The 18,423-nt window shown below is 70.7% G+C and carries 18 protein-coding genes; 10 read left to right on the top strand and 8 right to left on the bottom strand.

What is annotated here, in order from left to right; translation table 11 throughout:
• Positions 1 to 106 precede the first annotated feature (106 nt).
• Positions 107 to 1,015, bottom strand: coding sequence for a LysR family transcriptional regulator (locus tag OG782_RS12410; protein ID WP_406450264.1), 909 nt, complete (start codon positions 1,013 to 1,015; stop codon positions 107 to 109).
• A 122-nt stretch (positions 1,016 to 1,137) separates the two neighbouring features.
• Here OG782_RS12410 and OG782_RS12405 point away from each other — a divergent pair, with 122 nt between their 5' ends.
• Complete coding sequence (locus OG782_RS12405) at positions 1,138 to 2,040, top strand: EamA family transporter (protein ID WP_406450262.1); 903 nt, start codon at positions 1,138 to 1,140, stop codon at positions 2,038 to 2,040.
• 75 nt (positions 2,041 to 2,115) lie between these two features.
• Here the strand turns inward: OG782_RS12405 and OG782_RS12400 are convergent, their stop codons facing one another.
• Positions 2,116 to 2,904 (bottom strand): sugar phosphate isomerase/epimerase family protein, encoded by a 789-nt coding sequence (locus tag OG782_RS12400; RefSeq protein ID WP_406450260.1) that lies wholly within the window; start codon positions 2,902 to 2,904, stop codon positions 2,116 to 2,118.
• Between the two features lie 135 nt (positions 2,905 to 3,039).
• The gene (locus OG782_RS12395; RefSeq protein WP_406450258.1) at positions 3,040 to 4,104 is read right to left on the bottom strand and encodes a LacI family DNA-binding transcriptional regulator; all 1,065 of its coding nucleotides are present in this window, start codon (positions 4,102 to 4,104) and stop codon (positions 3,040 to 3,042) included.
• A gap of 130 nt (positions 4,105 to 4,234) precedes the next feature.
• Between OG782_RS12395 and OG782_RS12390 the strand changes: the two genes are divergently transcribed.
• The 3 genes from OG782_RS12390 to OG782_RS12380 all read left to right on the top strand — a co-directional run bounded on the left by OG782_RS12390 (position 4,235) and on the right by OG782_RS12380 (position 7,446).
• Complete coding sequence (locus OG782_RS12390; RefSeq protein ID WP_406450256.1) at positions 4,235 to 5,386, top strand: Gfo/Idh/MocA family protein; 1,152 nt, start codon at positions 4,235 to 4,237, stop codon at positions 5,384 to 5,386.
• A gap of 90 nt (positions 5,387 to 5,476) precedes the next feature.
• On the top strand, positions 5,477 to 6,622 hold the full coding sequence (locus OG782_RS12385) for a dihydrodipicolinate synthase family protein (RefSeq protein ID WP_406450254.1): 1,146 nt from the start codon (positions 5,477 to 5,479) through the stop codon (positions 6,620 to 6,622).
• Positions 6,619 to 7,446: a sugar phosphate isomerase/epimerase family protein gene (locus OG782_RS12380; protein WP_406450252.1), complete on the top strand. Its 828-nt coding sequence runs from the start codon at positions 6,619 to 6,621 to the stop codon at positions 7,444 to 7,446. The genes OG782_RS12385 and OG782_RS12380 overlap by 4 nt, the downstream gene beginning before the upstream one ends.
• 357 nt (positions 7,447 to 7,803) lie before the next feature.
• On the opposite strand, the gene OG782_RS12375 is transcribed toward OG782_RS12380, so the two are convergent.
• Positions 7,804 to 8,421, bottom strand: coding sequence for a TetR/AcrR family transcriptional regulator (locus tag OG782_RS12375; RefSeq protein ID WP_406450250.1), 618 nt, complete (start codon positions 8,419 to 8,421; stop codon positions 7,804 to 7,806).
• Positions 8,422 to 8,645: 224 nt separating this feature from the next.
• Between OG782_RS12375 and OG782_RS12370 the strand changes: the two genes are divergently transcribed.
• Positions 8,646 to 10,535: a serine/threonine-protein kinase gene (locus OG782_RS12370; RefSeq protein ID WP_406450248.1), complete on the top strand. Its 1,890-nt coding sequence runs from the start codon at positions 8,646 to 8,648 to the stop codon at positions 10,533 to 10,535.
• Positions 10,536 to 10,583: 48 nt separating this feature from the next.
• Here OG782_RS12370 and OG782_RS12365 read toward each other — a convergent pair whose 3' ends face one another.
• Both OG782_RS12365 and OG782_RS12360 read right to left on the bottom strand, forming a co-directional pair.
• On the bottom strand, positions 10,584 to 10,808 hold the full coding sequence (locus OG782_RS12365; RefSeq protein ID WP_406450246.1) for a DUF397 domain-containing protein: 225 nt from the start codon (positions 10,806 to 10,808) through the stop codon (positions 10,584 to 10,586).
• Complete coding sequence (locus tag OG782_RS12360) at positions 10,780 to 11,619, bottom strand: Scr1 family TA system antitoxin-like transcriptional regulator (protein ID WP_406450244.1); 840 nt, start codon at positions 11,617 to 11,619, stop codon at positions 10,780 to 10,782. Before OG782_RS12360 ends, OG782_RS12365 begins: the two co-directional genes overlap by 29 nt.
• Positions 11,620 to 11,799: 180 nt before the next feature.
• On the opposite strand from OG782_RS12360, the gene OG782_RS12355 reads away from it, so the two are divergent.
• The 3 genes from OG782_RS12355 to OG782_RS12345 all read left to right on the top strand — a co-directional run bounded on the left by OG782_RS12355 (position 11,800) and on the right by OG782_RS12345 (position 12,936).
• The gene (locus OG782_RS12355) at positions 11,800 to 12,120 is read left to right on the top strand and encodes a hypothetical protein (RefSeq protein ID WP_406450242.1); all 321 of its coding nucleotides are present in this window, start codon (positions 11,800 to 11,802) and stop codon (positions 12,118 to 12,120) included.
• Between the two features lie 32 nt (positions 12,121 to 12,152).
• Positions 12,153 to 12,449, top strand: coding sequence for a hypothetical protein (locus OG782_RS12350; protein WP_406450240.1), 297 nt, complete (start codon positions 12,153 to 12,155; stop codon positions 12,447 to 12,449).
• Positions 12,450 to 12,576: 127 nt separating this feature from the next.
• Positions 12,577 to 12,936 (top strand): hypothetical protein, encoded by a 360-nt coding sequence (locus tag OG782_RS12345; RefSeq protein ID WP_406450238.1) that lies wholly within the window; start codon positions 12,577 to 12,579, stop codon positions 12,934 to 12,936.
• 14 nt (positions 12,937 to 12,950) lie between these two features.
• On the opposite strand, the gene OG782_RS12340 is transcribed toward OG782_RS12345, so the two are convergent.
• Positions 12,951 to 14,012 carry a MarR family transcriptional regulator gene (locus OG782_RS12340; protein WP_406450236.1) on the bottom strand — a complete coding sequence of 354 codons (1,062 nt, stop codon included), beginning with the start codon at positions 14,010 to 14,012 and terminating at the stop codon, positions 12,951 to 12,953.
• A gap of 835 nt (positions 14,013 to 14,847) precedes the next feature.
• Entirely contained in the window at positions 14,848 to 15,225 is a 378-nt protein-coding gene (locus OG782_RS12335) for a winged helix-turn-helix transcriptional regulator (protein ID WP_406459018.1), read from the bottom strand.
• Between the two features lie 125 nt (positions 15,226 to 15,350).
• Between OG782_RS12335 and OG782_RS12330 the strand changes: the two genes are divergently transcribed.
• Positions 15,351 to 16,001: an NAD(P)-dependent oxidoreductase gene (locus OG782_RS12330; protein ID WP_406450234.1), complete on the top strand. Its 651-nt coding sequence runs from the start codon at positions 15,351 to 15,353 to the stop codon at positions 15,999 to 16,001.
• Positions 16,002 to 16,047: 46 nt separating this feature from the next.
• Positions 16,048 to 18,399, top strand: a complete 2,352-nt coding sequence (locus OG782_RS12325) for an ATP-dependent RecD-like DNA helicase (protein ID WP_406450232.1) — start codon at positions 16,048 to 16,050, stop codon at positions 18,397 to 18,399.
• The last annotated feature ends 24 nt before the right edge of the window (positions 18,400 to 18,423 follow it).

Raw genomic sequence — 18,423 nt, 5'->3', positions numbered from 1 at the left:
CCAAGGAGCACGGATATCCAGAAAATAACTTCCGGTCAAGGGTCCGGACCATTTTGCGCGCGCCTGACGCCCGCCCGGTCCGCCCTCGCCGGCCCCCTCGTCGCGCCTACAGCAGCCCCACGCCCGCCCCGTGCGCCTGGAGTGCGGAGACCGCGGCCGTGATCGCGGGACGGCGCGCCGCCTCCGTACGCCACAGCGCGTACAGCCGGCGCACCGGCACCGGATCGATGCGCACCGCCACCACGCCCTCCGGCAGCGGTCCGCGCCCCAGCCGGGGAATCATCGCGACCCCGAGACCTGCGGCGAGCAGGGCCAGCTGGGTGTGGTTCTCCTCGGCCTGGTGGCGGATGTCGGGTTCGTACCCCGCCGCACGCAACGTCCGTACGAGCCAGTCGTGGCAGACCGTCCCCGGCGGCTGGCAGATCCACCGCTCCCTGGCCAGCTCCTCGCGCCGCACCCCGTTCCGGCCCGCCAGCCGGTGGTCCGCGGGCACCAGCAGATCGCACAGGTCGCCCCCGATCACCGCCTGTGCGACGCCCTCGGGGGCGGGCAGCGGGGCGATGTCCCAGTCGTGCGCGACGGCCAGGTCGATCACTCCCTTGGCCACCAGGTCGACCGAGAGGTGCGGGTCGACCTCGGTCATCCGCACGTCCAGATCCGGGTGCTCGCGGTCCAGTTCCGCCAGCACCCCGGGCAGCAGCCCACGCGCCGCCGAGGCGAACGCGCCGATCGACAGCCGGCCCGTCGGCAGCCCCCTGCGCTCCTCCAGCACCGTCTCGGCGCGCTCCACGATCGCGAGCAACTGCTGGGCGGTGGCGGCCAGATGGACTGCCTCCTCGGTGAGTGCGACACCGCGGCCGCGGCGCTCCAGCAGGGTCGTGCGGGTCTCCCGCTCCAGCTTGGTGATCTGCTGGGAGACGGCCGACGGGGTGTAGCCGAGCGCGGCGGCCGCACCCGCGACGGAGCCGTGGACGGAGATGGCGTGCAGGGCGCGCAGCCGGGCGAGATCGAGCACCGGAGCCTCCGGGATTCCATCGGCCCATGAGCGGACCACTGGCGATTCATTAGCAACGCTCAATTTCACCATGAAGAAATCCGCGCTGGTGCTACATGGTCCGCACGCGCGACCCTCGGTGCATGCGTCCCCTCCACATCGCCCTGGCCGCTCTCGTGGCTGCCGTCTGGGGTGTCAATTTCGTCGTCATCGAGATCGGCCTCGGCCACTTCCCGCCGCTGCTCTTCTCGGCCCTGCGCTTCCTGGTCGCGGCGCTGCCCGCGGTCTTCTTCGTCGGCCGTCCCAAGGTGGCGTGGAAGTGGATCGTGGGGGTGGGGCTGGCGCTGGGTATGGCCAAGTTCGGGCTGCTGTTCATCGGCATGGACCGGGGGATGGGGGCCGGGCTCTCCTCCCTGGTCCTTCAGGTGCAGGCGGTCTTCACGGCACTCTTCGCGGCGCTCGTTCTGGGTGAACGCCCGGGAAGGGTAAGGATGTTGGGGATGGCCGTGGCCCTCTCCGGGATCGGGGTGGCCGCCGTCGACGAGGGCGCGAGCGGGCCCGTGCTCGCCTTCGTCCTGGTGATCGCGGCGGCGGCCTGCTGGGGCGTGTCGAACGTCCTGACCCGCAAGGCCGCCCCGCCCGACCCCCTCAACTTCATGGTCTGGGTCTCGACCGTGCCCGTCCTGCCGCTGCTGGGCCTTTCGCTGCTCTTCGAGGGCTGGGACCGCGACCGGGAGGCGCTCGCCGCACTCGACCGGAGCGGCGCCGCGATCATCGTCTACGTCGCCTGGATCGTCACGGTCTTCGGCTTCGGCGCCTGGGGTTTCCTGCTGAGCCGGTACCCGGCGTCGTCGGTGGCCCCGTTCACCCTGCTCGTGCCGGTCTTCGGGATGTCGTCGGCGGCCCTGTTCCTCGACGAGTCGGTGAGCCCGCTGCGGTGGTGCGCGGCGGCGCTGCTGGTCGGCGGGGTGGCGCTGACGTCGCTCGCGGGGGCGCGACGGACCCGGCCCGATGCCCCGGCGGCCCCCGAGCCGGCCCCGGTCTGAGGGGCCGGCGGTGCGGGGAAGGACCGGCGGCGCGGGAATCGGCCGGATGCGCAGGCAACGGCCGGTCCGGTGGGCCTACTGCTTGGGCGCACCCAGCCGCAGCAGGTGCTCGCGCCCCGCGCTCAGCAGCCCCGGCAGCTCCGCCGCACCCGGGTACCAGCGCTTCTCGTACTCCCAGCAGACCCAGCTGTCCGCGTCCAGCGTGTCCAGGCAGGCCTGCAACGGCAGGACCCCGGCGCCCAGGGCCACCGGAGTGCTGTCCTCGGCCGACGCGATGTCCTTCACCTGTACGTATCCCAGGTGCGGGGCCAGCACCGCATGGCTCGCGGCCGGTTCCTCGCCCGCCAGCCAGGTGTGCATGATGTCCCACAGCGCGCCGATGCTGCCGTGTCCCACGGCGCCGACCACCCGGGCCACGTCGGCCCCCGCACGGTGCGAGTCGTGGGTCTCCAGCAGGATGCGTACGCCCATGTCGGCGGCGTACGGGGCGGCGGCGGCCAGCCGGCGGGCGGCGGTCGCGTCGGCCACGGCGGGGTCCTGGTCACCGCCGCCGGGGAAGACCCGGACGTTCTTCGCGCCCACGTCCCGGGCCAGCTTCACCAGCCCGGCGAGCTCGTCCAGCGCCGGCTGGTCGTCCCCCTCGGCGGCGGCCCGGACGTAACCGGCCACCGTCAGGATCTCGACCCCGCCCCGCTTGAACTCCTCCACCACATCGGCCCGTTCGAGCATCGAGAGCCCCGGGTGCACCGGCTCCTCGGGGTGGCCGCGCAGCTCCACCCCCTGGTAGCCGTGCTCGACGGCCAGCCGGACGACCTCGGATATGGGCAGCCCCGGTACTCCGAGGGTGGAGAAGGCGAGCTTCACGTGCGTGTCCTTCCATTGGTACTTGTGTCTGTGCCTGCGACTGCCTCTGCCCCCGCACCGTACGGACCGGGCAGCGGTCGGCACGTCATCGGCTCATGGCTCGCATGACGGGTGCCCCGGTTCCGGGAGTCCACGTCACGCCCGGGGTGCGGCCGTCGATCCCCGCACCATGAGCTCCGCCGGGATCGTCGCGATGCCGCCGGGCGGTGGGGTCTCCTTGCCCATGGCCAGCCGGCCCGCCCGCGCCCCCGCCTCGAAGAGCGGCAGCCGTACGGTCGTCAGGGCCGGGACCACGTCCACCGAGAACGGCAGATCGTCGAAACCGGCCACCGAGATGTCCTCGGGGATGCGCAGACCACGGTCGCGGATCGCCGCGGCGGCACCCAGTGCCACCGTGTCGTTGGCGGCGACGACGGCGGTGATCCCCGGTTCGCGGCGCAGGAGTTCGACGGTCGCGTCGTAACCGGAAGCGCGGTCGTAGGAGCCGTGCACGGTGAGCCGGTCCTCGTCACCGGTGAGCCCCTCGGCCTTCATCGCGGCGCGGTGGCCCTCCAGCCGGTGACGGGTCGTGGTCCGCTCCAGCGGCCCCGCGACGTAGCCGATCCTGCGGTGGCCCAGCGAGAGCAGATGCGCGGTGAGGCGCCGGCCGCCGCCCTGGTTGTCGAAGGCGAGCGTGGCCACCGCGGCCGCGCCGTCCGGCAGCGGGGGCCGCCCGCACAGCACCACCCGGGTCCCCGCGTCCGCGAGTTTCGCCAGCTTCGCGGACACCGCGGCCTGGTGCGCCGGATCCTCCACCGCGCCGCCGGTGAGGACGACCGCGGCGGCGCGCTGGCGCTGGAGCAGCGTGAGGTAGGTGAGCTCGCGCGCCGGGGAGCCGCCGGTGTTGCAGACGACGGCGAGCTTCTCGCCGCCCGCCCGGCCCGAACCGTCGCCCGGACCGCCGATCTCGGTCTGCGCCGCCCCCGCCATGATCCCGAAGAACGGGTCGGCGATGTCGTTGACCAGGATGCCGATCAGATCCGATGTGGCCGCCGCCAGCGAGCTGGCCGGCCCGTTGAGTACGTAGTCGAGGTCGTCCACCGCGCGCAGCACCCGCTCCCGAGTGGACGCCGCCACCGGGTAGTTGCCGTTGAGCACACGGGAGACGGTGGCCGGGGACACCCGGGCGCGGGCCGCCACGTCCGCCAGGGTGACTGTCATCGCATTCCTCCGAGGAGTGGTGAGGGGGAGTGGGACCAATCAGCGTGCCCCCTCTTGTACAGGCCGCTGTCGGCAGGCTAGCGTCATCCCGTATAGAAAGCGCTTGCTACGTCTGTATGGAGGAAGTTTCGTGACACGCAGGACAGTGCGCATCGCCATGAACGGCGTCACGGGTCGCATGGGATACCGGCAGCACCTGGTGCGCTCGGTCCTCGCGATCCGCGAGCAGGGCGGCCTCGACCTGGGCAACGGCGACGTGCTGTGGCCCGAGCCGGTCCTCGTCGGCCGCCGCGCCCACGCGCTGGAGGCACTCGCCGAGCAGCACGGCCTGACCGAGTGGTCGACCGACCTCGACGCGGTCCTCGCCGACGACACCATCGACATCTACTTCGACGCCCAGGTCACCTCGGCCCGCGTCGAGGCGATCAAGAAGGCCATCGCGGCCGGCAAGCACATCTACACCGAGAAGCCCACCGCCACGGACGTCGAGGGCGCCCTGGAGCTGGCCCGCCTCGCCCAGGACGCCGGCATCAAGCACGGCGTCGTCCAGGACAAGATCTTCCTGCCGGGCCTGCTGAAGCTGAAGCGCCTCATCGACGGCGGCTTCTTCGGCGAGATCCTCTCCGTGCGCGGCGAGTTCGGCTACTGGGTCTTCGAGGGCGACTGGCAGGAGGCCCAGCGCCCCTCCTGGAACTACCGCTCGCAGGACGGCGGCGGCATCGTCGTCGACATGTTCCCGCACTGGGAGTACGTGCTCCACGAGCTGTTCGGCCGGGTCACCACCGTCCAGGCGCACGTCCAGACGCACATCCCCGAGCGCTGGGACGAGCACGGCAAGCCGTACGCCGCGACCGCGGACGACGCCGCGTACGGCATCTTCCAGCTGGAGAGCGGCGCCGTCGCCCAGATCAACTCCTCCTGGACGGTCCGGGTCAACCGCGACGAGCTCGTCGAGTTCCAGGTCGACGGCACCCACGGCTCCGCCGTCGCGGGCCTGCGCAACTGCCGCGTCCAGCACCGCTCGGCCACCCCCAAGCCGGTCTGGAACCCGGACCTCCCGGTCACCGAGTCCTTCCGCGACCAGTGGCAGGAAGTCCCCGACAACGCGGTCTTCGACAACGGCTTCAAGGCCCAGTGGGAGCTGTTCCTGCGCCACATCGTGCTCGACGAGCCCTACACCTGGGACCTGATGGCCGGCGCCCGCGGCGTGCAGCTCGCCGAGCTCGGCCTCAAGTCCTCCGCCGAGGGCCGCCGCTTCGACGTCCCGGAGCTGAGCCTGTGACGCGGCCGCCCGCCCCTGCCGCCGCTCCCGTCGCCCCGGAGCGGACACCATGACCATCCACCCCCCGCAGGGCGCAACGGAGTTGATCGCGTGACCATCCACCTCCCGCAGGGCCAGTACGAGCCCCGCGCCACCCCGCTCGACCTCGCGCCGGGCCGGGCGCCCCTCGCCTCCCGTACGGTCTTCTCGGCCGCGCACGTCGTCGCCGACCCGTACGCCGACATCAGCCCGGACTCACCGGCCGCCGTCGACTGGGACGCCACCCTCGCCTTCCGCCGCCACCTCTGGTCGCACGGCCTGGGTGTGGCCGAGGCCATGGACACCGCCCAGCGCGGTATGGGCCTGGACTGGGCGGGCGCCGCCGAACTGATCCGCCGCTCGGCCGCCGAGGCCAAGTCCGTCGGCGGCCGCATCGCCTGCGGCGTCGGCACCGACCAGCTCCCCGCCGGCCCGGCCACTCTCGCCGAGGTGCGCTCCGCCTACGAGGAGCAGCTCGCCCTCGTCGAGGAGAGCGGCGCCCAGGCCATCCTGATGGCATCGCGCGCACTCGCGGCCGCGGCGAAGGGCCCGCAGGACTACCTGGAGACGTACGCGCACCTGCTGCGCCAGGCCACCGAGCCGGTCGTCCTGCACTGGCTCGGCCCGATGTTCGACCCCGCGCTGGACGGCTACTGGGGCTCCGCCGACCTCGACAGGGCGACGGACACCTTCCTCGAGGTGATCGCCGAACACCCGGACAAGGTCGACGGCATCAAGATCTCCCTCCTCGACGCGGAACGCGAGATCGACGTCCGCCGCCGCCTCCCGAGCGGGGTGCGCTGCTACACCGGGGACGACTTCAACTACCCCGAGCTGATCGCGGGCGACGACCGCGGCTTCAGCCACGCACTGCTCGGCATCTTCGACCCGCTGGGCCCACTGGCCGCGCACGCGGTGCGGGTCCTGGACACCGGAGACACCAAGGGGTTCCGTGAACTCCTCGACCCGACCGTCGAGTTGTCCCGTCACCTCTTCCAGACGCCGACCCGCTACTACAAGACGGGCGTGGTGTTCCTCGCCTGGCTTGCCGGTCACCAGGACCACTTCACGATGGTGGGCGGCCTCCAGTCGGCCCGCTCGCTGCCGCATCTGGCGAAGGCGTACGAACTGGCCGACCGGCTCGGCCTGTTCCCCGACCCGGAGCTGGCCGAATCCCGGATGCGCGCGCTCCTTACGGTCAACGGAGGAACCCGATGAGTGACGGCCGGCTCTCCATCAACCAGGAGACCATCAAGCAGTGGTCGCTGCCCGAGCTCGCCGAAGGCTGCGTGAAGGCGGGGATCGACAAGGTCGGCCTGTGGCGGGCCCCCGTACAGGAGTACGGCGTCGAGGCGACGGCCCGTCTCCTCTCCGACGCGGGCCTGTCCGTCACCAGCCTCTGCCGGGGCGGCTTCTTCACCGCCCTCGACCCGGCCGAGCGGGCGCGCGCCCTGGACGACAACCGCGCGGCGCTCGACGAGGCGGCGGGCCTGTCCACGGACACCCTGGTCCTGGTCTCGGGCGGCCTCCCGGCCGGTGACCGCGACCTGTACGGCGCCCGCGAACGGGTCGCCGACGCCCTGGCCGAACTGGTTCCCTACGCTGCCGAACGCGGCGTGCGCCTGGCCATCGAACCGCTGCACCCGATGTTCGCCTCGGACCGCTGCGTGGTCTCCACCCTGTCCCAGGCCCTGGACATCGCGGAGCGCTTCCCGGCCGAGCAGGTCGGCGTGGTCGTCGACACCTACCACCTCTGGTGGGACGACCAGGCACCCGCCCAGATCGCCCGCGCGGGCGCGGGCGGCCGCATCCACTCCTTCCAGCTCGCCGACTGGATCACCCCGCTCCCGGCGGGTGTTCTGGTCGGCCGGGGCCAGCTCGGTGACGGAAGCGTGGACTTCCGCGCCTTCCGTACGGCGGTCGAGGCCACCGGCTTCGACGGTCCCATCGAGGTGGAGATCTTCAACGAGGACCTGTGGGCCCGCGACGGCGCCGAGGTCCTGGCGGAGGTCGCCGCCAGGTACGTGGAGCACGCCTGCTGACTCCGTGACCGAGCCGGGCCGGCCAGCTCCGGCCCGTCCCCGACCCCCGCCGCAGCCCCTCCCCAGGCCTCAGAGGCAAAGAGATTGCCAAGGAGCACAACCCTTGGGCACCCTGCCGGGTCATCTCTGTCGTCGGACGCTTCCGGGGAGGGATCCGGGGGGATCGGGAAGCTCCGGCCGAGGGGGATAGCGAGTGGGGTCCGGTCGAGAGACCGGGCCCCGTTTCGCTGTCCGGAAGGGCGCGGCGCACGCCACGCCACGGCCTGCCCGACGCCCCGGATCGGTCATCACGTCTCGGCCACTCCGCAGCGCCCCGGATCGGTCATCACACCTCGGCCTCTCCACGACGGCCCCGGATCAAGGGCTGACGGAGCACCAGATGCGCTGTGGAACCGTTCGTGCGGCTTCCTCGATGTCGATGTCTCCGACGGAGAGCCGGCGGCGCGCGATGCCCGTCACCGGGCCCAGGATCAGGGATTCCAGCACGGGCAGGGGAAGGGCGACGAGGCCGCCGGTTTCCTGGTGGTGGTGCAGCCAGGCCGCGATGGGGGCCAGCCGGGTCTCCTGGGCGCCGCGGATCTGACGAGCGTGTGCGGTGATCTCGCGGTCCACGGTGGCGGAGTGCATGAGCCGGGCCGCGTCGGGGTTGACCTGCACGAAGGGCAGATAGGCCCGCACGACCGCGTGGACGCCGGCCCGGGCGTCGTCCACCTCCCGCAGCGCTCCGCCCAGTTCGTCGAGGAGCCGGCTCAGCCAGGACTGCCCGAGCGCGACCACGACACCCTGGAGACTGCCGAAGTGATGGTGGATACTCCAGGCGCTGACTCCGCTGACTCCGCTGACTCCGCTGACTCCGCTGGCCGAGGTGGTCGCGCCCAGCGTGAGGCCGGCTTCGCCCTGTGACGCGTAGATCTCCAGCGCCCGGTCGAGCACCTGCGCGGCCGTGGCCTCACCGCGCCGCTGCTTCGGGCTCATCGCTGCCGTCCTCGCTACCGGACCCGGCGATCCCTCATGGGCGCCGCCGGGAACAGCGCAGAAAGAGACTTCCATAACTCTTTCCAGAAGTAGTTCCAATGGTTGTGCCTCGTGCTTCAGACTGAGCACCCGTTGAACCAAGTCGCCGCTGAACGAGTTGAGTTCGGGTGACGCATGCTCTCCGGAAGGCCGCGGGGGCGGGACACACGGGGGAGCGCTCGACCATGACCAGCGTGCACGACGGCGACCACGAGGACAGTGAGGACTACCTCGACGGCGGCATCAAGCCGCTGACCGCTACCGACCCGGCCCGCGTCGGCCCGTACCTGCTGCTCGGCAGGCTCGGGGCGGGCGGCATGGGCCGGGTCTACCTCGCCCGTTCCGAGGGCGGCCGCACCGTCGCGGTCAAGGTGGTGCACGCGGAGCACGTAGCGGATCCGCAGTTCAGAGCCCGCTTCCGGCGCGAGGTCGACGCGGCGAGGCGGGTGGGGGAGCGCTACACGGCGCCGGTACTGGACGCGGCCCCCGACGAGGAGTTCCCCTGGGTGGCCACGGGATACGTACCCGGCCTCTCCCTCGAACAGATCGTCCGGGGCCACGGTGCGCTCCCCGCCGAGTCCGTGCTCACACTCGCCGACGGGCTCCTGCGCGCGCTCAATGACATCCACGCGGCGGGCATCGTCCACCGCGACCTCAAGCCGTCGAACGTGATGCTCACGATCGAGGGCCCCAAGGTCATCGACTTCGGCATCGCCCGCGCCGCCGAGACCTCCGTCGAAGCGCTCACCAGTACCGGAATGGTGATCGGATCGCCGGGCTTCATGGCCCCGGAGCAGATACGCGGCGAGGCCGCGGTCCCGAAGAGCGACGTGTTCACCCTCGGCTGCGTCCTGACGTACGCGGCAACCGGCAGGCTCCCGTTCGGCAACGGGGTGAGCAACCAGCACGCGGTGATGTACCACATCGTCGAGGCCGAACCCGACCTGGAACGGGTCCGTGACGAGCGCCTGCGCGCCCTGATCGCCCGGCTCCTGGCGAAGGAGGTCGCCGAACGCCCCTCCGTGAGCGACCTGCTGGCCGGGCCGTCACTCGCCCCGGCGGGTGCGTCGTGGCTGCCGGCGGAGGTCGTGAGCCACCTGGCGCGGCAGTCGGCAAGGCTCCTGGACGCGGAGGCGGCGCCGGTACGGCAGGAGGGCGTCGACCGCGGCACGGTCCACCTCCGGCCGGCAGCGGCACAGACTCCCGCGAGTGTCCCCACCGGCGAAACGACGAAGCCGAAGCCGCAGCAGGACAAGCGCCGCCGCCGGTGGATCGTGTCCGTCCCGGTGGTCCTGGTCCTGGCCGGGGGCGGCGGCACGATGGTGGTACTTCAGCCGTTCAGCAGCGACAGCGACAGCGGCGCCCACGCCTCCCCGCCCTCGAACACCGCGACGACCGGGCCCGCCTCGACGCAGCCGTCCCAGCCGGCCGGCCCGACCCCCGACGGCGCCAAGAGCTCCCAGGCGTCCGGCGGCCAGGCCGGCAAAGAGGGCGACGACGGAAAGGACGGCAAGGACGGCAACGACGGCAACGACGCCGCGAACGCGGGCTCCACATCCGGCTCCACATCCGGGGGTACCTCCGGATCGGGCACGTCATCCGGTGGCGGCGGATCGTCATCCACCGGAGGCACCGACGCGACGGGCGGGAACGCGAGCACCGGGGGATCGACCAGCACGACGGGCTCCACGAGCGGTTCGGGAGGCGGAAGCGCCCCCGGCACCTCGGGTTCCACGAGCGGTGGCGGCGGGGGCACGGTGCCGACGTCTTTCGTGGGCACCTGGAAGTACGGCGACGCGTACAACGTCGGTCAGCCGGGCACCATCACCATCTCCTCGTCCGGCACGGTCCGCCTGTCCGACGGCCCGGTCGCGAACTGCCCGTACGTGGGCACGGTGGTCTCCAAGGCGAACGGCGGCAGCCGGATCAACGTCAGCGCCGCGAAGCTCACCGGCCCCAACTCGGGCTTCTGCCCCGCGACTTTGGATCCTTCCTACTTCACCCTCAACGGCAGCGGCATCCAGCACAACGTCGGACCGGCGTCCGGGGACGGGTACTACTACAAGCGGGGGTGAGGCGCTCAGCCCGTACCGTCCCACGAGCCCGGCCGCCGCGTCCGGCATTCAGACCGCGAAGTAGTCGCCCTTGACCGCGGCGACGAACGACGACCAGCCGTCTGCGGAGAAGACCACAGCGGGGCCGGAGGGGGCCTTGCTGTCACGGACGGGAACGGCGGTGTAGCCGGTGGCGACTTCAAGGCAATCGCCATTGGACCCTCCGCTGTAGCTGGACTTGACCCAACCGGTCAGTCCTCTTGCCTCAGCGACGGTGTAGTTGATGCTGTGCATGCTCGTGCTCCTCTGCGATGGCCCTGACGAGGTCCACCGAATTCCGTTGGGAGGCCGCCTCGCTCAGTGCGAGAGTGTAGGACGCCTGACAGGCGGCCACCAACGCCGGATCGTCCATCAGATTCCCTGTGCGAAGTCCCTCGACGTACGCAAGTGGAGCGGCATCCGCGAAGTCCAGCAGATAGAGCGCGCTCTCCAGAAGCGCGTGCGCTCCTGTGGCGAAGGGCAGCACGTGCAGACGCAGACGGCCGGATTCCGTCATATCTGCGATCTGACGCAGTTGCTCCGCCATGACCTGTGGGCCTCCGATGCGCCGTCGAAGCGATGCTTCGTCGAGAAGGACCCATGCGATCGGGGTCGTTGACTCTCTGAGTATCCGGCCGCGCTCCATGCGGTTGACGATGAATTCGTCAAGCTCATCCGCCCAGTAGTTGGGGCGATAAGCCTGGAACACTGCGCGAGCGTAGGCGCTGGTCTGGAGAAGGCCGGGGATGAGGGAAAGGCCGTACAGGCGCACCTCCGTGGCTTCGCACTCCAACTCGGCTACCGCAGTGAAGAACTGGGCGAACTTCGTATCCAGATCCTCCAGCCACCGGGCGAAGAAGCCGTCGGTGCCCAGTGCGACATCAATGCGTCGAGCATCATCCGGCTTCGGCAGCCGACGCCCCGCCTCCCAATGACTGATCAGCGTGGGGGAGCAAACCACCATCTCGCCCAGGGCCTCCTGCGTCAGCCCCGCCGCGATCCGCCGTAATTTCAGCTCCTCGCCGTACTTCTCCCGAGGCGTACGCGGCCTTCGCTTCGTTCCCACGTGGTCCAACTCCCCGTCTTGACGGACGTGCTGTCATCCCCAACCCCCTGGCAGCGTAGCGATCGGCGACCCCACTCTGTGATGAGTTCGCTACAGAAGGCAGCGGACGCACGCTGCAGAAACCCCCGCGACCGCCAAGAACGGCCCGGGGGCGTGGCCACCCTGAGAAAGCAGGCTGACGTGAAGCACGCTATCGCCCGACTCTTCGAGCCGCTGCTGCGGTTCCTGATCACCGGTTCCATGAAACGACATCCGCGGGAGTGGGACGCCGCCCCGTACACGTACCCGTACTCCTGCGACTACGTAGCCGGCCCGACCGCCTACCGCACCGGCGAGCGGCCCCCACGCGGCGAGGACAGCCCGCTTGTCCGGCCGTACCTGATCGCGCATGAGCGGGAGTTGGCGGAGGAGGCGGCCCGGTTGGCTGCTGAGGAGCAGTGCCGGTGCGCCCGCCGTCGCACGCTGCGGCTCGCCGTGCACGGAGTCGAGGTCGCCGCGTGAACGGCAAGGAACGAAAGGAACGCGGCCCCGACATGATCAGGCTCCTGCCGTGGACCGGGGCGGGGGGCAAGCCGTGCTACGTCCTCGGGGATGGCAACGGCTACGTGTCACGTATGGCGGACGACATCGAGAGCATCCAGCTCGGCATGGCGGGAGACCTGCTCGGCCACGCCGCCGGCCTTCTGGCGGACCGGAAGGTCACGGGAGCAGAAGTCCGCTTCCTCGCCAGCCGGTTGGCCGAGTCCCTGCGGGAGGTCAAGCGGGTCGCGGAGAGCCGAGGTGCGCGGCTGGGTGCGGCTGAGCTCGATCCGGACAGGAATCGGCCGTAGCGCCAAGAACGGGACATCGGCAACCGCTGAGTAGGCCGAGCGCTTGACGAGCCCCTTGACTGTCACGAAACCTGTTCACGCAGCTCAGCTCGGCTCAGCGAACATGTGACAGTTCGGGGCTCAACAGATGGCCATTCCCCGGCCGGGCACCAGTCAGTTCGAGGCGTTCACCACGAACCTCGCCTACGCCCGCAAGGTGGTGGACGCGGGGCGGTATCTGGCACCGTTCCAGCCGGGCAGGAACATCTGGCAGGGCGCGGCCGTGCAGATCAACACCTGGCAGGGCGGCCGGACCGCGTACACCGACAAGACGCTGAAGGCCCAGTTCATGAGCATCACCACCCGCCGCAACAAGATCGCGCACGACGCGGATCTGGTGGCCGGGGACCTCAAGCGGCGGCGCTCCATCACCGAGCCCGACGTGACGGACGCGATCAACTGGATCGACCGCATCGCCCTTGCCGTGGCGCACGTACTCGACGAGTAGACCAGGGGGCACGGTCAGGGTGTCCGCATCAGATTGCGGAGGCTGCCGACCAGTGCGCTGATGTCGCGTTCGACGGGTGCTTCGGTGATGGTCTCCGGGGCGTCGCCGGTGCCCCGGCCAGGTGTCCGGCAGGCGCGGCAGAGGCCGTCGGGAAGGGCTTCGGGCCGGCCGGGCGCACCGCATTCGGTGCACTCCATCATGACGCGGCGAACAGGACCGTCCGGTGCGGGACGTGGCGCCGTGACCGGCAGCCCGGGCGGGACCTTGTCGATGAGTCGGCGGCGTACGAAGCCGATGGGGGAGTCGACCTGCGCGGGGAGGCCGGCGGTGAGGGCCTGGGTGAGGTAGTCCGTGTTCACGCCCCGGTCCAGCCATGCGGAAGCCAGCTCTTCGAGCGCCGTGCAGTCGGCGGCCGACAGGGTCAGCCGGGGCTCCCTGCGGCCGAGTTGGGCCAGGGTGAGGTACGCGGGCGAGGGTGCGGCCGGGTTCCCCTCGGCCACGGACCGCTGCTGGGGCACGAGGGGTCCGGCAGGTGTGGGAGGCGCGGCAGGAGCGGCAGGCGCGGGAGCGGGCTGCGGGCGCTCGGGTGGCCGCACCGGCTCGGCTTGAGCCGTCCGAACCTCCTCGGCCGCAGGCTCATCCGATGGTGCAGAGGACCGGGGCGGCGGGGCGGCCCCGGCCTGGGCGAAGGCGTTCCACCACTCGCTGTCGCGTGCGGTACGGGACCAGAAGGTGCGGGTGACCCAGCGGCTCTGGCTTTCCGCGTCGACGACCTGGCACCGTACGCGCCGCAGGTGCCCCGCCGCGCTCAGGGCCCGGAGGGCGCTGCCGACGGCCATCTGTCCGTACAGGGGGAGTGCCTTGGCCAGTGACTTGACGTCCATGGCGCTTCCGTCGGGAAGCCGGTCGACGTACCCGGCGACGTAGCGCTCGCGTTCCGGCAGCAGTGCGAAGTCGGCGGCGCTGGGCGGACGTTGCTCGGAGACTGTGCGCTTGCCGTAGGTGGGGTTGGCTTTGGCGTACGGGCGCGAAGCTGCGGGTGTGCGCAGGGCAGGGCTAAGGTTCTCGATAGCCACGAGGTCGAGTTCCGATCGATCTTGGGGTGAGACCCCGGCCGGTGCGAACAACACCGCGTCGGGGTCGACTTGTTGAGCGCAACGTATGCAGTTGTGACAGCACGCCGCAACTTGATCACGAATAGTCACACTTGCCGACCGTTACGGGCCGGGAGGTGGGGAGGGTTTACCCAAACCCTTCTTTTCCTTCCGGATAACTGCACCGCTCGAATCTCGGAGCTCGCGTCTCGACCCTCGAATCTCGGGGCTCAAGCGTCGGGCCCGCACTCCTTCTCGTACCCACGAAGGAGTGAGCAGGTTCGCACGCCGTTCGAAGCTGGAGAGATCCGAGACCCGAGCTCCGAGACCCGAGCTCCGAGCTCCGAGACCCGAGCTCCGGGACCTGGGCTGTGGTGACCCGAGACCCGGGCTATGGCGACCCGGGCTATCGCGACCCGGGCTATGGCGACCTATGTGAAGAAGCCCCGTTCCTGTCGCGACAGGAACGGGGCTTCTTGTGGAGCGCTGGGCAGGCCTTGCACCTGCATCTCCCCGCAGGAAGCGGGGCGTCTTTCCTTGGACGACCAACGCACAGGCGATCGTGCCGCGGAGCGGCGCGTTCGAACAAGATCAACTATATCGCGGGCCCGCCGGGAGTTGAAGCCCAGGTCCCGGGCGGCGGGCGCCGTGCCCCGAAGATGAGGAGCAGGGTGAACCCCTCTCCCTCACGTCCGCCGCGTGCCTCGCTCACCGGGGCCCCGGAGGACCTCTATGGGGGTGTCACGGGCACCCCCGGGACGTGTATTCCCATGGGTGTCGAGCAGCGTCGTTGCGCTGCCGGTCGACGGCCCTCCGCTCAGCGCGTCGCGGCCCCCTTGGGCAGGGGCTCGGGGGCAAGGTCCCCCTCGTATGCCTCCCGCGCGTCCAGCAGATCCGGCAGATGCGCCGCCGACCACGCGCAGCAGGCGGCCATCGGCCCGAGCAACGTGCGTCCGAGGGTGCTCAGTTCGTAGTCCACCCGGGGTGGGATCCCGCCGTGGACGGTACGGATGACCAGGCCGTCCCGCTCCATCGACCGCAGGGTCTCGGTCAGCACCTTCGGTGTGATGCCGCGCAGCGGGACCTCCAGTTCGGAGAAGCGCCGGGGGCCGGACTCCAGACACCGGATGATCTTCGGGGTCCATTTGCCACCGAGCCGGAGCGGCGACGCGACGTGGGAGCAGTCGGTGAACATTTCGGGATCAAGTGGTTGGCTCACCCTGTCGAGCGTACGTAACTATCGTTGCGGAAACCATGGGGTGCGGGGCTAGCGTCCGATGCATCGGCCGGCGGTCCGCGGGCCTTGGTGAGGGGAACCCCATGAGCAGCAGAATCGTCGTCTTCGGAGCCGGCGGACGCGCCGGCCGGCGCGCGGTGGCCGAGGCGGTCGCCCGTGGGCACCGGGTCACCGCGGTCGTGCGGGACGTGGCCGCGTACACGGGTCCGGTCGGTGACCGGGTCAGTGTCGTCGCCGGCGATGTCACCCGGGCGGACAGCGTGGCGGAGGCCGCGGCGGGACACGACGCGGCGATCAGCGCCGCCGGCCGGATGGACATGCCGTCGCGGGACTTCTACGTGAGCGCGACGCAGGCCCTGCTGGACGGCCTGGCCCGTGCCGGTACCGGCCGGCTGGTCCTGATCGGGATCGGAAGCACGCTGGAGACCGCTCCGGGCGTGGCGGTCCACGACGCCCCCGGTTTCCCCGAGGAGGCACGGGCCTTCTCCCTCGGGCACTCCGCCGAACTCGACGTGCTCCGCGCCGCCGAGACGGACATCGACTGGCTCGTCATCGCCCCGCCGCCCGTGATGCTGGACGACCAGGCCCCGAGGACCGGCCACTACCGGACGGGCGGCGAGCAGGTGATGGCCGACGGCGCCCCGTCCTTCTCCTACGCGGACTTGGCGGTCGCACTGATCGACGAGATCGAGACGCCGAAGCACAGCCGCTCGCTGACCGCGGTGGCGGGCTGACCGCTCCCGGCACGGGCTGTCGTACCCGCCCGGTACCGTCACGGGCATGTCCACCAGGTCCTCCACGACGTCCTCGACGTCCTCGACGACATCGTCCACGCCCAACATGGCCGTCCTGGAAGGCGTACTTGAGCGCATCACGTACGCGAACGAGGAGAACGGGTACACGGTCGCGCGCGTCGACACCGGCCGGGGGAGCAACGACCTGCTCACCGTCGTCGGGTCGCTGCTCGGCGCGCAGCCCGGGGAGTCGCTGCGGATGGAGGGGCGCTGGGGCTCGCACTCCCAGTACGGCAAGCAGTTCACCGTCGAGAACTACACGACGATCCTGCCCGCCACCATCCAGGGCATCCGCCGCTACCTCGGCTCCGGTCTGATCAAGGGCATCGGTCCCGTCATGGCCGACCGGATCACCACCCACTTCGGCGTCGACACCCTCGACATCATCGAGCAGCAGCCGAAGCGGCTGATCGAGGTCCCCGGGCTCGGGCCGAAGCGGACGAAGATGATCGCCGCCGCCTGGGAGGAACAGAAGGCGATCAAGGAGGTCATGGTCTTCCTCCAGGGAGTCGGTGTCTCGACCTCGATCGCCGTCCGTATCTACAAGAAGTACGAGGACGCCTCGATCTCCGTCGTGAAGAACCAGCCCTACCGGCTGGCCGCAGACGTCTGGGGCATCGGCTTCCTGACCGCCGACAGGATCGCCCAGGCGGTCGGCATTCCGCACGACAGTCCTGAGCGGGTGAAGGCGGGGCTCCAGTACGCGCTGTCGCAGTCCACCGACCAGGGGCACTGCTTCCTGCCCGAGGAGCGGCTGATCGCGGACGCGGTGAAGCTCCTCCAGGTCGACACCGGACTGGTCATCGAGTGCCTGGCCGAGCTCGCCGGGGAGCCGGAGGGTGTCGTACGGGAGAAGGTGCCCTCGCCCGAGGGCGGCGAGCCGGTCACCGCCGTCTATCTGGTGCCGTTCCACCGGGCCGAGATCTCCCTCGCCTCACAGGTGCGGCGGCTGCTGCGGACGCCCCAGGAGCGGATGCCGGCCTTCGGTGACGTGGACTGGGACGCCGCGCTGAAGTGGCTCGCCGGGCGTACGGGGACGACGCTGGCGCCCGAGCAGGAGGCGGCCGTGCGGCTCGCGCTCAGCCGGAAGGTGGCGGTCCTGACCGGAGGGCCCGGCTGCGGGAAGTCGTTCACCGTCCGGTCGATCGTGGAGCTGGCCCGCGCCAAGAAGGCGAAAGTGGTGCTGGCCGCGCCCACCGGCCGGGCGGCGAAGCGGCTCTCCGAGCTGACCGGGGCCGAGGCCTCCACCGTGCACCGGCTGCTCGAACTGAAGCCGGGCGGCGACGCGGCGTACGACCGGGACCGGCCGCTGGACGCCGATCTGGTCGTCGTCGACGAGGCGTCCATGCTCGATCTGCTGCTCGCCAACAAGCTGGTCAAGGCCGTGGCGCCGGGCGCCCATCTGCTGCTGGTCGGCGATGTGGACCAGCTGCCCTCGGTCGGCGCGGGGGAGGTGCTGCGGGATCTGCTCGCCGATGGCGGGCCTGTCCCGGCGGTCCGGCTGACCACCATTTTCCGCCAGGCCCAGCAGTCGGGCGTGGTCACCAACGCCCACCGGATCAACTCCGGCGTACCGCCCCTCACTCAGGGGCTCAGCGACTTCTTCCTCTTCGTTGAGGACGAGACGGAGGACGCCGGGGTGCTCGCGGTGGATGTGGCCGCCCGGCGTATCCCGGCCAAATTCGGGCTGAATCCGCGCCGGGACGTACAGGTGCTCGCCCCGATGCACCGCGGCCCGGCCGGGGCCGGCCATCTGAACGGACTGCTCCAGCAGGCCATCACTCCAGGCCGCCCCGATCTGCCCGAGAAGCGGTTCGGCGGCCGGGTGTTCCGGGTCGGCGACAAGGTCACGCAGATCCGCAACAACTACGACAAGGGGGAGAACGGCGTCTTCAACGGCACGGTCGGCGTCGTCACCGCCCTCGACCTGGACGAACAGAAGCTGACCGTGCTCACGGACGAGGACGAGGAGATCCCCTACGACTTCGACGAGCTCGACGAGCTCGCCCACGCGTACGCCATGACGATCCATCGCTCCCAGGGCAGTGAGTACCCGGCCGTGGTCATCCCCGTGACGAAGAGCGCCTGGATGATGCTCCAGCGGAACCTGCTGTACACGGCCGTGACGAGGGCCAAGAAGCTTGTCGTCCTGGTCGGCTCCCGGCAGGCGATCGGCCAGGCGGTCCGCACGGTTTCCGCAGGCAGGCGCTGTACGGCGCTGGATTATCGGCTCCTGGGCGGCCCGGAAGGAGGACCTTCGGAAAAAATGATCGATCAAATCGGTGGGAAACATCACGGAGGTCTTCCGCAACCGCAGTCAAGGGGGCAGGATGAATAAGTTCGCGGCACTCAGTGCCGCGAG

The organism is Streptomyces sp. NBC_00876, assembly GCF_045207435.1.
Lineage (GTDB): Bacteria > Actinomycetota > Actinomycetes > Streptomycetales > Streptomycetaceae > Streptomyces.
Note: the sequence above shows the minus strand (reverse complement) of the source record. Positions and strands in the feature narration are given on the sequence as shown.

Excerpts from the sequence above, each read along its gene's own strand:
- OG782_RS12330 (WP_406450234.1), top strand. The coding sequence starts at position 15,351 with ATGAGCAGCAGAATCGTCGTCTTCGGAGCCGGCGGACGCGCCGGCCGG.
- OG782_RS12395 (WP_406450258.1), bottom strand. The coding sequence starts at position 4,104 with ATGACAGTCACCCTGGCGGACGTGGCGGCCCGCGCCCGGGTGTCCCCG.
- OG782_RS12375 (WP_406450250.1), bottom strand. The coding sequence starts at position 8,421 with ATGAGCCCGAAGCAGCGGCGCGGTGAGGCCACGGCCGCGCAGGTGCTC.
- OG782_RS12380 (WP_406450252.1), top strand. The coding sequence starts at position 6,619 with ATGAGTGACGGCCGGCTCTCCATCAACCAGGAGACCATCAAGCAGTGG.
- OG782_RS12350 (WP_406450240.1), top strand. The coding sequence starts at position 12,153 with ATGATCAGGCTCCTGCCGTGGACCGGGGCGGGGGGCAAGCCGTGCTAC.
- OG782_RS12365 (WP_406450246.1), bottom strand. The coding sequence starts at position 10,808 with ATGCACAGCATCAACTACACCGTCGCTGAGGCAAGAGGACTGACCGGT.
- OG782_RS12370 (WP_406450248.1), top strand. The coding sequence starts at position 8,646 with ATGACCAGCGTGCACGACGGCGACCACGAGGACAGTGAGGACTACCTC.
- OG782_RS12405 (WP_406450262.1), top strand. The coding sequence starts at position 1,138 with ATGCGTCCCCTCCACATCGCCCTGGCCGCTCTCGTGGCTGCCGTCTGG.
- OG782_RS12345 (WP_406450238.1), top strand. The coding sequence starts at position 12,577 with ATGGCCATTCCCCGGCCGGGCACCAGTCAGTTCGAGGCGTTCACCACG.
- OG782_RS12325 (WP_406450232.1), top strand. The coding sequence starts at position 16,048 with ATGTCCACCAGGTCCTCCACGACGTCCTCGACGTCCTCGACGACATCG.
- OG782_RS12335 (WP_406459018.1), bottom strand. The coding sequence starts at position 15,225 with ATGTTCACCGACTGCTCCCACGTCGCGTCGCCGCTCCGGCTCGGTGGC.